This window comes from Marinobacter fonticola (assembly GCF_008122265.1).
In the GTDB taxonomy this organism is placed as follows: Bacteria; Pseudomonadota; Gammaproteobacteria; order Pseudomonadales; family Oleiphilaceae; genus Marinobacter_A; species Marinobacter_A fonticola.
Map to the genome: position 1 here is coordinate 2,434,573 of NZ_CP043042.1, position 15,130 is coordinate 2,449,702.

The following is a 15,130-nucleotide window of genomic DNA, read 5'->3' on the forward strand; positions in this document are numbered from 1 at the left end:
ATGACTCAGCACATCCTGGTCACCGGAGGAACCGGCTTTATAGGCCAGCGGCTCTGCCCGGAGCTGCTGACTAAGGGCTACCGGCTCACGGTACTGAGCCGGCAGAGCGAGGCCGACGTCAAAGCCCGTTGCGGTCGCGTGGAGGCAGTCAACCAACTCAGCGAAATATCCCGGTTGCCGCGTCTCAACGCCGTCATCAACCTCGCCGGCGAAGGTATTGCAGAATCCCGCTGGACCGAAAAACGTAAGCAGGAACTCAGAGACAGCCGCATTGCGTTGACACGCCAACTCATGGAACAGCTTCAGAGCCGCGAGCAACAGCCAGAGGTTATCGTCTCAGGGTCTGCGGTGGGTTACTACGGCAGTCACGGCGGCGAACCATTGAACGAAGATGGACCCGTCAAGGACGAGTTCACTCACCACCTCTGTGCAGACTGGGAGTCCGAAGCGTTGCGAGCCCGCGACTGGGGCGCTCGGGTGGCGTTGTCGCGAACCGGCATTGTGCTCGGCCCTGACGGCGGTGCGCTGGGCAAAATGCTACTGCCTTTCAAACTTGGGCTAGGCGGTCGACTCGGCGATGGCCAGCAGTATATGCCGTGGATACACCGGGAAGACGTGGTAAAGGCCCTTATTTGGATGCTTGAGTCACCGGAAGCCTCGGGCGCCTATAACGTGGTCAGCCCTCACCCGGTGAGAAACGTGGATTTTACGCGCACACTTGGACGCGTTCTGGGACGGCCCACCATCATCCCCCTGCCCGCTTTTGCGTTAAAAGCAGGACTTGGCGAGATGTCGACTCTGCTGTTGGACGGCCAACGTGCGATGCCGGAAAAACTGTATCAGGCAGGATTCGATTTCAAGTACCCCGAGCTTGAAGATGCCCTGCGCGCCATTGTGTAGTGCAACCCGGTTCGGGCTAGCGCAGCGGCCCGCGTTTGGGCGACGGCTCACAGCGTCGAACGCTATGCAGTGCTAACCTGCCGGCTATCTGACTGAATCAGTATCGACGCTGGCCCATGTACAAGAAATCTCTGCTAATCGCTCTAGCCCTTCTCATCGGTGCTTCGCCCTGCTTTGCCGATGGCCGGGCCGCAAAACAGAGCTTCGAAACCTGCAGCATGATTACCAGCGAGTACATCACCGTGCTGCAGTTGGTTCACCAGGGCTTTACAGGGGAACAGTTGTTGAACGCTCTGCCCGGGCTAAGCGAGGGCGGGGCCACACGTGTTCGAGAACTGGCAAAAGTCGCAGATCAAGATGGGCTCGTCGACACGTTTTCGTCAGTCAATGCCGAGTACGCCCGCTGTAGCAAGCAGGTGTTCGAGCAAACTGGCGCGCCCGATCCGGCCACGCGGGAGGGCCACTTCTATTTCTGCGCCGGCGAGAACAAGCTGCGCCACGAGATACTTTTAGCGGCGACGCTCGAAGCCTCGAAAAACGAGGTTCTGACGCAGATTCCGGCAAGCCGCCATCGCATGGCCCGCGCTATATTCGAACTACAGGACAACCAGGGCACGTTAGCCGCGTTCGATGCGATCGGCGACGAGCTGAAGTACTGCCTGAACGGCCAAAGCTGATTTTCCTGAAAATTTTTCAGAAAAGAGTTTGACAGCCTGGGGAGCCTTTCTTAATATACGCGCCACCTCGACGAGGTCAGCGTTTAACGCGCAGCGTCCCCTTCGTCTAGTGGCCTAGGACTCCGCCCTTTCACGGCGGCAACAGGGGTTCGAACCCCCTAGGGGACGCCACTTTTTTCTTTCGCTGTTCTTCTGCAATTACTGCGTTCTCGCTGCTAACCGAGTTTAGACAGCATACGATCCGGAGAAATAAACTCCAGCCCCTGGGCAATCGCCACCCCCTCGCAGGTCAGCTTGCCCTGAGCAACATTCAGTCCAGGTAGAAATCCCGAATCGCTTTCAAGCGCTCCGCGCACCCCTTGATCCGCCAGCTTTACGACGTAGGGTAAAGTCGCGTTCGTTAAGGCCAAGGTAGATGTTCTCGCCACCGCACCGGGCATATTGGCCACGCAGTAATGCACCACACCGTTCACCAAGTATGTGGGATCGTCATGGGTTGTCGGTCGAGACGTTTCGGCACACCCTCCCTGATCAATCGCAACATCCACCAATGCGGCACCTTCCGGCATCACCTTCAGCAGGTCCCGGGTAACGAGCTTGGGTGCTGACGCGCCGGGAATCAGCACCGCGCCGATAACAAGGTCCGCCTCTTCAAGCACCTTCTCCAGAGCATCGGTGGTCGAATAGAGTGTCGTGATTTGCCCACGATACTGGTGATCCAGTTCGCGCAACACCGGCACCGAACGATCTAGCACCGTTACCCGGGCGCCGAGCCCGACAGCAAGCTGGGCGGCATTTCGCCCCACTACACCCCCGCCAATGACCACAACGTTTCCAGGGTGGACGCCAGGCACGCCGGATAGCAAAACCCCACGGCCTCCGCAGACTTTCTCCAAAGCCTGTGCACCTGCCTGGATCGCAAGGCGACCCGCCACCTCAGACATGGGCGCCAACAGGGGCAACTGCCCTTGGCGGTCAGTCACCGTTTCGTAGGCAATACAGGTAGCCCCGGAATCCATGAGTTCGCGGGTCTGTTCAGCGTCTGGCGCCAAATGAAGGAAAGTAAACAGGATATGATGACGCCTGAGCTTGCTGCGCTCCTCGGCCAAAGGCTCCTTGACCTTCACCAGTAGCGTTGCCCCCTCGAATATTGCAGTGGCATTCGGCACGACCTGAGCACCGGCCCGAGCGTACAGTTCGTCCGGAAATCCCGCCCCCTCTCCTGCACCGGCCTGAACCAGGACGTCATGCCCATGGTCAGCCAACTCCCGGACGCCCGCAGGTGTAAGCCCGACCCGATATTCATGATTCTTTATTTCCTTGAGCAAACCGACAGTTGTCATCGCAGCCTCCCGTCCAGTTCTGCGGCGAATTCAGTGGCCGCTGCCCGATTCCATTTGAACTCGGGTACGCCAAGTATAGAAGAATCGCGGGAAGATCAATGGCTCAAGACAACCGTTTAACAAGGCGTTCTCTTAGGGCCGGAAAGAGCCCGTCGGTAGTAAGCTTTTGCAAAATCATACGTTTATTTGCGAATCCGAAAAGGCACCGCAGGAAATCTACTGCTATAGTGGCTAAAAGGCTGATAGAACCTGATTTTTCAGGTGCGATAACAAACAGCCGTCAGGTTGATCCGCATTTTGCTGTTGGATACACGTGTGGGTGTATAGACTGCAGATGGATTGCCTGAGCAAAACTCGACACCCGATTCTTTCTATAACAGGCTCTATGAATCGACAGCATGTCTAAATTGTCGACGCGATTAAGTCAGTTCAAGGCCAGCTCGCCGCTGTCTTTCCGCTTGCTGGCTTACATACTGCTATTTAGCTCGCTATTCACGCTGTTCGCGTCCGCGATCCAGGTTTATACCGATTTCCGCAACGATATTTCGCTCGTGGACGAGCGGATGTCCGTCATCGAAACAAGCTACGCCAGCAGCCTGTCGCGAAGTTTATGGGCGCTGGACCAAAAGCTGCTGCAAGTGCAGATGGAAGGCATCCTCAGCCTGCCGGATATCGTTCACCTGCGCCTGAAGATCTTTCCGGATTCCGAAGTGGTCATGGGCGACGTGCCCCGTGATACCTCGACGATGACCCGTACCTTTGTGCTCAACCACGACGGCGATGAACTCTACAGGCTCGGTGAATTGACCATTACCGCCAGCCTCGCCGATATCTATCAGGATTTACGCCGCAAAGTCCTGGTTATTCTGACCACCCAGTTCTTCAAGACGTTTTTCATATCGGTGTTGATCATCTGGATATTCCAATATTTCGTGACGCGCCACCTTTCGGCCATGGCGAGCTATGCCCGTAGTTTTTCGTTGCGGGATCTGCAGGAACCGCTGGCATTGGATCGTCCCGACACCGACGTCAATCGCCGCGACGAGCTATCCCAGGTGGTAGAAGCATTCAATCAGATGCGCGATCGGTTGAACGACGATATTCGCCGGCAAGAAGAGGATGCGTCGGAAATCCGCAAACTTTCCATGGCTATTGAGCAAAGCCCGTCTTCCGTGCTCATTTGTGATCGCCACTGGCACATCGAGTTTTCCAATCATAAGTTTTCCCAGCTCACCGGCTTTCCGCTTGACGAAATACGCGGTAAACATCCGGGAATGTTGACCAGCGATACGTTCTCACACCGGGAAAACCAGCAACTCTGGCAAAACATCCGGCTACAGGTGCAGCGCGTCGGTGTCTGGCAGGGCGAGATCAACAGCGCCCGTCGCAGCGGCGAACGCTTCTGGGAACAGGTCATCGTGACGCCCATAAAGGACGGAAAAGGCAACCCGACGCACTTCCTGATCCTTGGCGAGGACATCAGCATTCGCAAACGTTACGAGCAGCAGCTCTTGCGTCAAGCCAACTACGACATTCTGACCGGTCTGCCCAACCGCATGCTGGCGCTGGATCGCCTCAAGTTGGCGCTGGCCCAGGCGCGGCGGGAAGAAACGCTGGTCGGCGTCATGTTCCTGGACTTGGACAACTTCAAGCACATTAACGACACCATGGGGCATGAAGCAGGCGATAACCTGCTGATAGAGGCTTCCAGACGCATTTCGAGCTGCCTGCGAGGAACCAGCACCGTGGCCCGCCTGGGTGGAGACGAGTTTCTGGTGATCCTGCCCGGCCTGCGCGAGTCGATTTCAACCGAGCAGGTCGCTGACCGCATCCTGCAAACTTTCGCCCCGCCCTTCCATCTGAACGGCCAGGAGGTGTTCGTCAGTACCAGTATCGGTATCGCGATCTACCCCACAGATTCCGATAACAGCGGCAATCTGCTTCAGCACGCAGATGCAGCGATGTATCAGGCGAAGAACAAGGGCAAAAGCGCCTACGAACGATTCGCCCCGGAAATGAAAGAGGTCTCCCACGAGCGTTTGCAGATCGAGTCGCGGCTGCGCCGGGCGCTCGAACTGAACGAATTCGAGCTCCACTTCCAGCCTATCGTCGAAACCGCGTCCGGTCGCCTGATTGGCGCTGAAGCCCTGATCCGCTGGAACAATCCCACCATGGGACTGGTCATGCCGGACAAGTTTATTCCCCTGGCGGAAGAGACCGGTCTGATCATTCCTATCGGCGAATGGGTTATTCAGCAAGCGTGTGCTGCGGCCAGCCAGTGGCAGGCCTCCACGGGGCTAACACTCAGCATTGCGGTCAACGTCTCGCCCCGCCAATTCCGCGATCCCGGCTTTGTCGATGTGGTACAGCGTGCGATTAACGAACAGCAGCTGGATCCCACCCTGTTAGAGCTCGAAATCACCGAGCGCCTGATTCTCGACAATACCATTGAAACCTCGGATATCCTGCGCCGTCTGGATACCATGGGCGTGCGTTTGTCGGTGGATGATTTCGGTACCGGCTATTCTGCGCTGAGTTACCTGAAAAGCTATCCATTCGACACGCTCAAGGTCGACAAGTCCTTCATTCGCGATGTCATTGTCGAAGATGGCGACGCCGCCCTGGTCAAAGCCATCATCAACATGGCCCACAGCCTCGGCCTTCAGGTCATCGCCGAAGGTGTGGAAGAGGAAGCACAGACCCACTTCCTCAAGGCTCAAGACTGCGACTATGCCCAGGGCTATTTCTACAGCCGGCCAGCCTCCGATGCCGATTTCGTCGAGTGGGTAAGGACCCATCATCGGACTTCCGGTTAACAATAGCTGACTACCACTGGTCCCGTTCCCACCGCACCGGTACACTCGAAATAAAAGGCGGATCAAGGAACGGACGCGAATGTCAGAATCCCTTCTTGTGGTGAACTGCGGCAGTTCATCACTGAAACTGGCGATATATTCCAGAAACGCGGAGCGACAAGCGCAGGTGCTGGCTGAACGGCTGGGCACCTCGGAAGCGTCCGCTAATGTTGAGTATCGTGGGCAACGAGAAACCATTCGGTTGCCGGAAAAAGCCAACCACGAACAGGCGTTGTCCGCCGTCATAAAGCATCTGGAAACGTGCGAAATCCTCACGGGCAAACCGATAGCCGTCGGCCATCGCGTAGTCCATGGCGGCGAAGCCTTTAAGACCGCGACGATTGTCGACGAAGAGGTTATCGACGCTATTGATCGCTGTAGCGAATTGGCGCCCCTGCATAATCCGGTCAACCTCACCGGCATCAAAGCCATGCAGTCGCTGTATCCGCAGACACCCCAGGTTGCAGTGTTCGATACAGCCTTCCACCAGACCCTGCCGGACCACGCCTACCTCTACGCGCTACCTCGCCGTTGCTATCAGGACTGGGGTATCCGACGTTACGGTTTTCACGGCACCAGTCACGCTTATATTCTGCGTGCATTGGCTGAACGGCTGGATAAACCGCGGAGTTCGGTTTCCCTGATTTCCGCTCACTTGGGCAACGGCTGCAGCGTCACCGCTATCGAGGGGGGCGAGAGCAAGGACACCAGCATGGGGCTCACACCGTTGGAAGGCTTGGTTATGGGCACCCGCAGTGGGGACGTTGACCCTGGGCTATTTGACTTCCTGCAACGCAAGGGCCTATCCCAAGACAGCATCTCGCGCATGCTGAATCAGGATAGCGGTCTATTGGGGTTATCCGGCAAAACCAACGATATGCGTTCGCTCGTCGAAGCCGCAGAAAGCGGCAACCAGGCCGCCAAGGAAGCGATAGATGTCTTTTGCTTTCGCTTGGCACGCTATATCGGTGCGATGATGGCGTCGCTCACTCATTTGGATGGACTGGTCTTTACCGGCGGCATCGGCGAGAACAGCCGGCGCGTCAGAGCCCAAACCGTTGGCCACCTTCGTTTGCTCGGCTTCTCCGTCGACGACAACGCCAACGAAAACCACGGCAAGGATAATGGCGGTCGCATCAACGCCGAGGGCGACTACGGCATCTACGTCATCCCGACCGACGAAGAAGGCATGATCGCCACCGAAACATTGGAATCTGTAGATGTACAAGCCGGCACCGGCGAGGATTGACCATGGCGAAGAACCTGTTTATTGCGCCCACCGCACTAGGATCCGGCCTGACATCGGTGTGCCTGGGCCTAGTCAGGGCACTGGATCACGTCGGTGTTCGGGTCGGTTTTTTTAAACCCGTAGCTCAGCTCGTGGACGAAAAGGAAGAGGAAGATCGGTCTATCGCGTTCGTGCGCGCGCGCACCGATCTCAATCCACCCTCGCCAATCAGCCTGAAGCATGCCCAGAATCAGCTTAACCGGGACAAGTCCGAAATGCTGATGGAAGACATCATCGGCAACTACCAGAAAGCGGCCAGCAATGCCGACGTGGTGATCGTCGAGGGGCTGGTGCCCGATCGTAGCGAAGCCTATACCGCCCGCCTGAATGTAGAAATCGCCCGCAATCTGGATGCGCAGGTTATCCTGGTGAGCGCCCCAGGCGAATCCACCCCCAAGGAACTCGACGAGCTGCTGGACTTCTCGGCCCGACTCTACGCAGATCCCGAAGACCCGGATGTTATCGGCGTTATCCTCAATAAGGTAGGACAGCCGCAGCGGCCCGGCTTACTCCTTCCAGACGTGATACCGACGCGCTCCGAATTGCCGGATTACCAAAGTAAGTGCGAGATTTTCACGAAAGAAAGGCTCCGTCTTATAGGTAGCGTACCGTGGCAGCCTGAACTATTAGCGCCGAGAGTATCGGATATCGCCAAGTCCCTTGGCGCCGAGGTGCTGCACGATGGCCAGATCGCACAACGCCGGGTACAGCGTGTCACGGTGTGCGCCCAGACCATTCCCAACATGGTTGAAACCTTGCGCCCCGGCACGTTGGTCGTTACGCCAGGCGACCGGGAAGACATCGTTGTCGCAACGGCTCTGGCCGCCCTCAACGGTGTACCGCTCGCCGGGGTGCTGCTCACTGGCGATATCACACCGGATTCCCGAACCATCGAGGCCTGTCGTGGCGCATTAAGAACGGGCCTGCCAGTCCTGCAAGTGGCTACCAACACGTTGGAGACGGCGTATCAGCTCTCCCGCATTCCATCGGAAGTCCCGGTCGATGACGCAGACCGCATCGAAAAAGTCATGGAAGTGGTCGCAGGAACCCTCGATACCGCCTGGCTCCAGGAATACTTGCGTATCGAACGGGAACGCCGCCTCTCGCCACCGGCCTTTCGTTACATGCTCTCCGAGCGTGCGCGCAAGGCGCAAATGCGCATCGTGCTACCTGAAGGAAACGAGCCTCGCACCATCCAGGCCGCCGCCACTTGCCAGGAGCGGGGACTGGCCCGCTGCGTGTTGATCGGCAAGCCCGACGAAATCGAATCCGTTGCCCGGTCCCAGGGCATTTCATTGCCGGATGAAGTGGAGATCATCGATCCTGAGGACGTTCGCAGCAATTACATAGACCCCATGGTCAAACTGCGAAAACACAAGGGACTTGCCCCGGATATGGCGGAAGCGCAACTGGAGGACAACGTGGTGTTAGCCACGATGATGGTCGCGTTAGGGGAAGTGGACGGCCTGGTCTCCGGTGCAGTACATACCACCGCCAATACGGTGCGACCGGCGCTCCAGCTGATTAAAACCCACGATACGGCCCGCGTGGTGTCCTCGGTTTTCTTCATGTGCCTGCCCGATCAGGTTCTGGTTTATGGCGATTGCGCCATCAACCCCGATCCGGATGCCGAAGCCCTGGCCGACATCGCCATCCAAAGCGCCGACTCCGCCGAACTCTTCGGCGTTACACCGCGCATAGCGATGATCAGCTATAGCACCGGGGAATCCGGCTCCGGAGCAGACGTGGATAAAGTGCGGGAGGCAACACGCATCGCCAGAGAACGACGGCCCGACCTGATGATCGACGGGCCGCTACAATATGACGCCGCAGCCATCGAAAGCGTGGGCAAGAGCAAGGCTCCGGACAGTCCGGTCGCCGGCAAGGCCACCGTTTTCATCTTTCCCGATTTGAATACCGGCAATACGACCTACAAGGCCGTTCAGCGCAGCGCCAACGTCGTGAGCATCGGTCCGATGTTGCAGGGTCTGAGAAAACCGGTGAACGACTTGTCCCGAGGTGCGTTGGTCGAAGACATTGTTTTCACCATAGCCCTGACCGCTGTGCAAGCCCAGCAGTCAGAAGATACGAAGAGCGGGGATCAATCCGAGGGAGAATAGATTAAGCCGATCTCAACTCTGGGTAGCGATTCGCCACCTGTCGGTTAATGATCGGTACACTAGATCAGCGGGACTTCTTGAGCTTCTCCTTTTTCTTCGTTTTTCGCACATGCTGCATCATGCGCCGTTTTTTGGTCTGCTGACGGGGTGTTAGGCGGTTCACCTTTCCCGCGAAGGGGTTCTCGCCAGAGCGAAATTCAAAGCGAATCGGCGCGCCGTGTACATCCAGGACTCGCCGGAAGGTGTTTTCCAGATAGCGTTTGTAAGCCCCTGGCAAAGCGTCGGTCTGATTGCCGTGGACAACGATCACAGGCGGATTGGAGCCGCCCTGATGAGCATACCGCAGCTTGATGCGGCGTCCGTTGACCAGAGGCGGCTGATGCTGGGTCAACGCATCTTCGAGAATAGCGGTCAGGCGGTTGGTGGGCCATTTCTCCATAGCCGATTCGTAGCACTTCTTCACCGAGTCGTACATGACGCCGACACCGGACCCGTGGAGCGCGGAAATGAAATGCTTGTCGGCGAAATCGATGAACTCCAGGCGGCGCGCCAGCTGCTCTTTCACGTGGCCGCGCTGCTCACCATCCATACCATCCCATTTGTTCACCGCGACGACCAGCGAACGTCCCGCATCCAGCACAAAGCCAATCAGGTGAAGATCCTGATCCACTAGGCCTTCCCGGGCGTCAATGACCAGGATCACGACGTGGGCATCTTCGATCGCCTGGAGGGTCTTGATAATGGAAAACTTTTCAATGGTCTCTTTAATGCTCTTGCGCCGCCGCACGCCCGCCGTATCGATCAGGGTGTATTGCTCACCTTGACGCTCGTACGGAATATAGATGCTGTCCCGTGTCGTTCCCGGCATGTCGAAGACAATCACCCGCTCCTCACCGAGCATTCGGTTGACCAGCGTCGACTTGCCCACATTGGGCCGACCGACAATGCCGATACGGACACCCGGATAGCGCTCCGCCACATCCTGCTCGACCTCGCCCGCGGCAGGCAACAGCTCCTCGAGCATCGAACGGATACCCCGGTTATGCGATGCGGCAATCAGATAAACGGATTCAAAACCCAGCTGGTAGAAATCAGCCGCCGCAACGTCCGGGTCCTGGCCATCGGTCTTGTTAACGACCAGGTGGGCAGGTTTTCCGGACCGGCGCAACTGGTCGGCAATCAGCTCGTCGCCCGAGTTCAGGCCGGCACGGCCATCCACCAGAAAGAGCACGATATCGGCCTCTTCGACCGCCATGAGCGACTGGCGAGCCATTTCGGCGTCGATCCCCTCCTCGTCGCCGGTCAGCCCGCCGGTATCGATGACGATAAAGCGCTGGCCCTCGAAATTGCCTTCTCCGTACTTGCGATCCCGGGTAAGACCCGAAAAGTCGGCGACCAGGGCATCCCTGGTTCGGGTCATCTGGTTGAACAGGGTCGACTTGCCAACATTAGGCCGTCCAACCAGGGCAATTACAGGCGTCATAGAACGTTCGTCAGTCAAAGAGTTTGGAATGGGCAGGCTGAGACTAGTCAACGCGCCCGAAATGGTTTTATTCGGCTTCCTTTAGCCGGAAGGCTGCCAGTTCACCGCCGTTGCCGTACATGTAGATTAGATCGTCGTTACGTATCATCGGCACCCGCAACCCTTGCTCATCGATCTGTTCCTGGCCCTGAAGCGAGCCGTCCAACTGCGACAAGATATGCACATAACCTTCGAAATCGCCCGTTAGCAGGTAACCTTCAACCGGCAGCAAGCCCGTGGTCTGGCGCCACTCAAGACTATCTTGCACCCACAACTCCTGGCGATTGAACAAATTATACGCACTGATCACGCCGTTGGAGCCGGAAATATAAACGTTGCCATAGTCCAGCGTCGGCGATTGGAAGCTGGAAGCTTGGCGGCGCCAAATTTCTTGGCCGCTTCTCAGATCGACCGCAGCCACGTGGCCTTGGTAACCGGTCACGTAAACAACGCCATCCCGAACGACAGGGGTTGCGTCTACATCAACCAAACGCTCCAGCTCGGTACGGCCAGCAGGCTCTCCTACAGCGTATTGCCATAGCGGTTGGCCGGTTTCCGACAATAGGGCATAGAGTTGGCCGCTGGCGAACGCGACGAGCGTTACTTCCGGACCGACCCAAGGGGTAGCGTTGCCGCGAAAGCTCAACACGGGAATCACGCCGTCATACTGCCACCGCTTTTCACCGGTTTCGACGTCAAAGGCCAGAGCCTTGCCGTCAATGGTTTGAGCCACGACGACGGAGCCATTGGACTGCGGCGGCGCCAGTATTTCGCTAGGTAACTCCGCCGCCCAGCGCTCGCCTTCGCCGCTCCGTGGTAATGCAATCAGCGCACCTTCCCGCGTGCCCAGATAGAGATTCTCGCTGTCCGCGCCGACGCCTGCGAGAATCTCCCGATCCAGATCCCGTTCCCAATTGTAGTCGCCGGTTTGCGGGTCGAGAGAAACCAGCTCCCCATCTGCAGAGACGGCGAATAACTCGCCTTCGGACAGGACCGGCTGAAGGAACAACAATTGATCGTCATGGCCGTCGCCAACGGCAGTATCCCAAACCTTATCTAGCCAAACCGTGCTTTCAATTTCCGGTAACGGCTTGGGCTGTTCGAAGGTGTCGTTTGAACTGCAACCCACGAGCAGACCACCCAGAGTTGCGCCCAGGGCGAGATGGCGGACCGTGGCCAGACGACGAGAAAGGCGTGCGCCCCAAGGCATCAAGCATCCTCCCCGATTGCCATATCAGCCATCTTCAGCTCAAGAATAGGATTGGGCGCCGGGCCGGATGCTTCGCGGGCCGCCAGATAGGCCTCGCGGGCACCTTCCATGTCGCCCTGGGCTCGCAAGATGTCACCTTCGAGCTCGGAATACAGTGCCTTGAATTCGCCCGGATCCTCCACGGAGCGCAGCGTGTCCAAGGCCGCTTCGGAATCGTCGGTAGCGAACTGGGCCTGGGCCAGGCGCTGGTTGATAACGGTCTTGAGCGAGCCTTCCGGCGCCCGGGCAAGCGCCCACTTATAGCTATCGACCGCAGCCTGCGGATCACTTTTCTCGGTGAATTGATGAGAAGCCAGAATCAATGTGCCATATACGGCGTATGGGCTGTCCTCATGGTCTTCCTGAAGCTGGTTGGCAACAAAACCAATGGTCTTCTCCTGCTCGTCGTTGGCGGGCTGATTCATTGAGCTGAGAAGCTGCTGATACTTCGACGCCGCGAGACTCAGCTGTTCGGCTTGATGCTGCTGCCAAGCCTGCCAGCCAAATACGATAGCCAATGCCGCGCCGATACCGATAAGCAAAGCGGCACCGTTCTTTTTCCACCAATCCTTGATTGCTGCAACTTGTTCTTCTTCGGTACGCAATTCCACGTTCAATTCTCCCGTAAAAACAATAAACGCTTAATTCCCGATCGGACGTTTAGCCCAGCAATTCGGATAAAGTTGTGATCAGATCGGTCTGGTTGACGACCTGCTGCTCGCCTTCGCTGCGCAAGGGCTTGACGCTAACGGTTTTCGACGCGACCTCGTCTTCGCCGATAAGCAGGCCGTAGCGCGCACCGCTGCGGTCCGCCCGTTTCATCTGGCTTCTAAAGCTGCCACCACCGCAATGAGCAACGACGACCTTTTCCGGTAAGGCATCGCGCAGCATCTCCGAAACACGCAGCGCATCGGCCTCACCGGCCTCGCCCATGCCCATCACGTACACGTCGGCATCGTTGCTGACCGACGGCGGTACCACTTCAAGGGTTTCAAGCATCAATACCAGTCGCTCGATACCCATTGCGAAACCGACCGCAGGTGTCGATTTGCCACCCAGCTGCTCAACTAAACCATCGTACCGGCCACCGGCGCAGACCGTGCCTTGGGCCCCGAGGCTCTCGGTCACCCATTCGAAGACAGTCTTGCCGTAGTAATCAAGCCCTCGCACCAGGCGCGCATTGATGGTGTACGCTACCCCGGCAAGGTCGAGACGCTGCTGGAGCCCGACAAAATGGGCTGCAGAGTCATCGTCGAGAAAATCCGCAAGGTTCGGCGCGTCTTTCAAAATGGCCTGGGTTTCCGGCACCTTGGAATCGAGAATGCGCAGCGGGTTGGTTTCCAGACGGCGCCGGCTGTCTTCGTCCAACTGCTCACGAAAGTCGCTCAGGTAATCCACCAGCGCAGACCGGAAGGCCTTACGAGACTCCGAGGTGCCAATGGAATTGATTTCCAGGCGTACATGGTCGCCCAACCCCAGCGCTTCCCAGAGCCGTGCGGTCATGATCAACAGTTCCGCATCGATGTCCGGCCCTTGCATGCCAAAGCATTCGACGCCGATCTGATGGAACTGACGGTAGCGCCCTTTCTGCGGACGCTCGTGGCGGAACATCGGCCCCGCATACCAGAGTTTGCGGGTCTGGTTATACAAGAGACCATGCTCTTCGCCCGCCCGAACGCAGCCCGCGGTGCCTTCGGGACGCAGGGTCAAGCTGTCGCCGTTACGGTCATCGAAAGTATACATTTCCTTCTCGACGATATCGGTCACTTCGCCGATGGAACGCTTGAACAACTCTGTCTGTTCGACGATTGGCATACGGATTTCTTGGTAGCCGTAGCCCCGCAGTACGCGACTCACCGTACGCTCCAGATACTGCCAGACCGGTGTCTGATCCGGCAGGATGTCATTCATCCCTCGAATTGCTTTGATTTTTGCCAAGGTGTTTTTCCAATCGAATACTTGAGGTCAAAACAGCGGGGATCCGGCCGACCAGTTCGGCCTGGCCGGAAACGATCATGCATCAGATCACGCCCGAACCCGACTTATGTCAATCGTGCGTCCGGGCGATAACCGCAGCCTCACGCTCTTTGCGCAGCTCGACGGCCTCCCGGATGAGCCGTTCCAGACTATCCACAAGATTTTCATTGTCGAGCTTCTGGTTCGGTTTGCCATCGATGTAGAGCAGGTTACGCGGGCTGCCACCGGTGAGCCCGAGGTCGGCCTCCTTGGCCTCGCCGGGACCGTTGACGATACATCCAATAATGGCCACGTCCATAGAAGTGTTGACGTCTTCAAGGCGCGCTTCCAGATCGTTCATGGTCTGGATCACGTCGAAGTTCTGACGCGAGCAACTCGGACACGCCACAAAATTGATCCCTCGCGCCCGCAGCCGCAGGCTCTTGAGGATATCGTAACCGACTTTTACTTCCTGCACCGGGTCTGCGGCCAGGGAGACACGGATGGTATCGCCGATACCATCCATGAGCAGCATGCCCAGACCGATGGATGATTTGACCGTACCGGAGCGGAAACCACCCGCTTCAGTGATCCCCAGGTGCAAGGGCTGCTCGATCTGCGAAGCAATCTGGCGATAAGCCGCCACCGTCATGAAAACTTCCGATGCCTTCAGGCTGACCTTGAAATCCTGAAAATCATGCCGGTCGAGGATATCGATATGGCGCATCGCGGACTCGACGAGTGCTTCGGGAGTCGGTTCGCCGTACTTCCTTTGCAGGTCTTTTTCCAGGGAGCCCGCATTGACGCCGATACGGATCGGGATATTGCGATCCTTGGCGGCATCGATTACCGCACGGACGCGATCCTCTCGCCCGATATTGCCCGGGTTGATACGCAAACAATCGACACCGTACTCGGCTACCTTGAGTGCAATTTTGTAATCGAAATGGATGTCCGCAACCAACGGCACAGAAACCCGTGGACGGATCTTGGAGAAGGCTTCTGCCGCATCCATGCTAGGTACCGATACCCGTACGATATCGGCACCGGCCTGTTGCAGCGCTTCGATTTGCGCCACCGTCGCGTCCACGTCGCAGGTTTCGGTATTGGTCATACTCTGGACGGCGATCGGTGCGTCGCCGCCAACCGGAACCGAACCTACGTGGATCTGGCGGGATTTACGTCTCTTGATCGGAGATTCGTGTTTCATAGCGTCCTGG

At 57.6% G+C, this 15,130-nt stretch carries 11 protein-coding genes and 1 tRNA gene; 6 read left to right on the forward strand and 6 right to left on the reverse strand.

Annotated elements, in window-relative coordinates:
• From FXO11_RS10775 to FXO11_RS10785, 3 genes are all read left to right on the forward strand, one after another.
• Positions 1-900, forward strand: a complete 900-nt coding sequence (locus FXO11_RS10775) for a TIGR01777 family oxidoreductase (RefSeq protein ID WP_148862974.1) — start codon at positions 1-3, stop codon at positions 898-900.
• Positions 901-1,016: 116 nt separating this feature from the next.
• Positions 1,017-1,577 carry a hypothetical protein gene (locus tag FXO11_RS10780; protein WP_148862975.1) on the forward strand — a complete coding sequence of 187 codons (561 nt, stop codon included), beginning with the start codon at positions 1,017-1,019 and terminating at the stop codon, positions 1,575-1,577.
• Between the two features lie 95 nt (positions 1,578-1,672).
• A tRNA-Glu gene (locus FXO11_RS10785) sits at positions 1,673-1,748 on the forward strand.
• Between the two features lie 44 nt (positions 1,749-1,792).
• On the opposite strand, the gene ald is transcribed toward FXO11_RS10785, so the two are convergent.
• Positions 1,793-2,920 (reverse strand): alanine dehydrogenase, encoded by a 1,128-nt coding sequence (gene ald / locus FXO11_RS10790; RefSeq protein ID WP_148862976.1) that lies wholly within the window; start codon positions 2,918-2,920, stop codon positions 1,793-1,795.
• Between the two features lie 398 nt (positions 2,921-3,318).
• Between ald and FXO11_RS10795 the strand changes: the two genes are divergently transcribed.
• The 3 genes from FXO11_RS10795 (at position 3,319) to pta (ending at position 9,183) form a co-directional block, all read left to right on the forward strand.
• Positions 3,319-5,736 carry a bifunctional diguanylate cyclase/phosphodiesterase gene (locus tag FXO11_RS10795; protein ID WP_148862977.1) on the forward strand — a complete coding sequence of 806 codons (2,418 nt, stop codon included), beginning with the start codon at positions 3,319-3,321 and terminating at the stop codon, positions 5,734-5,736.
• A gap of 79 nt (positions 5,737-5,815) precedes the next feature.
• The gene (locus FXO11_RS10800; RefSeq protein ID WP_148862978.1) at positions 5,816-7,024 is read left to right on the forward strand and encodes an acetate/propionate family kinase; all 1,209 of its coding nucleotides are present in this window, start codon (positions 5,816-5,818) and stop codon (positions 7,022-7,024) included.
• A 2-nt stretch (positions 7,025-7,026) separates the two neighbouring features.
• Positions 7,027-9,183 carry a phosphate acetyltransferase gene (pta, locus tag FXO11_RS10805; RefSeq protein WP_148862979.1) on the forward strand — a complete coding sequence of 719 codons (2,157 nt, stop codon included), beginning with the start codon at positions 7,027-7,029 and terminating at the stop codon, positions 9,181-9,183.
• 64 nt (positions 9,184-9,247) lie between these two features.
• On the opposite strand, the gene der is transcribed toward pta, so the two are convergent.
• The 5 genes from der to ispG all read right to left on the reverse strand — a co-directional run bounded on the left by der (position 9,248) and on the right by ispG (position 15,120).
• Complete coding sequence (der, locus tag FXO11_RS10810) at positions 9,248-10,666, reverse strand: ribosome biogenesis GTPase Der (protein ID WP_148862980.1); 1,419 nt, start codon at positions 10,664-10,666, stop codon at positions 9,248-9,250.
• A 67-nt stretch (positions 10,667-10,733) separates the two neighbouring features.
• Positions 10,734-11,915, reverse strand: a complete 1,182-nt coding sequence (gene bamB, locus FXO11_RS10815; RefSeq protein WP_148862981.1) for an outer membrane protein assembly factor BamB — start codon at positions 11,913-11,915, stop codon at positions 10,734-10,736.
• Positions 11,915-12,565 carry a YfgM family protein gene (locus FXO11_RS10820; protein WP_148862982.1) on the reverse strand — a complete coding sequence of 217 codons (651 nt, stop codon included), beginning with the start codon at positions 12,563-12,565 and terminating at the stop codon, positions 11,915-11,917. The genes bamB and FXO11_RS10820 overlap by 1 nt, the downstream gene beginning before the upstream one ends.
• A 49-nt stretch (positions 12,566-12,614) precedes the next feature.
• Positions 12,615-13,865, reverse strand: a complete 1,251-nt coding sequence (gene hisS / locus FXO11_RS10825; protein WP_406565649.1) for a histidine--tRNA ligase — start codon at positions 13,863-13,865, stop codon at positions 12,615-12,617.
• Positions 13,866-14,001: 136 nt separating this feature from the next.
• A complete protein-coding gene (ispG, locus tag FXO11_RS10830) occupies positions 14,002-15,120 on the reverse strand; it encodes a flavodoxin-dependent (E)-4-hydroxy-3-methylbut-2-enyl-diphosphate synthase (protein ID WP_148862984.1) in 1,119 nt (372 codons plus the stop codon).
• Positions 15,121-15,130: the final 10 nt, after the last annotated feature.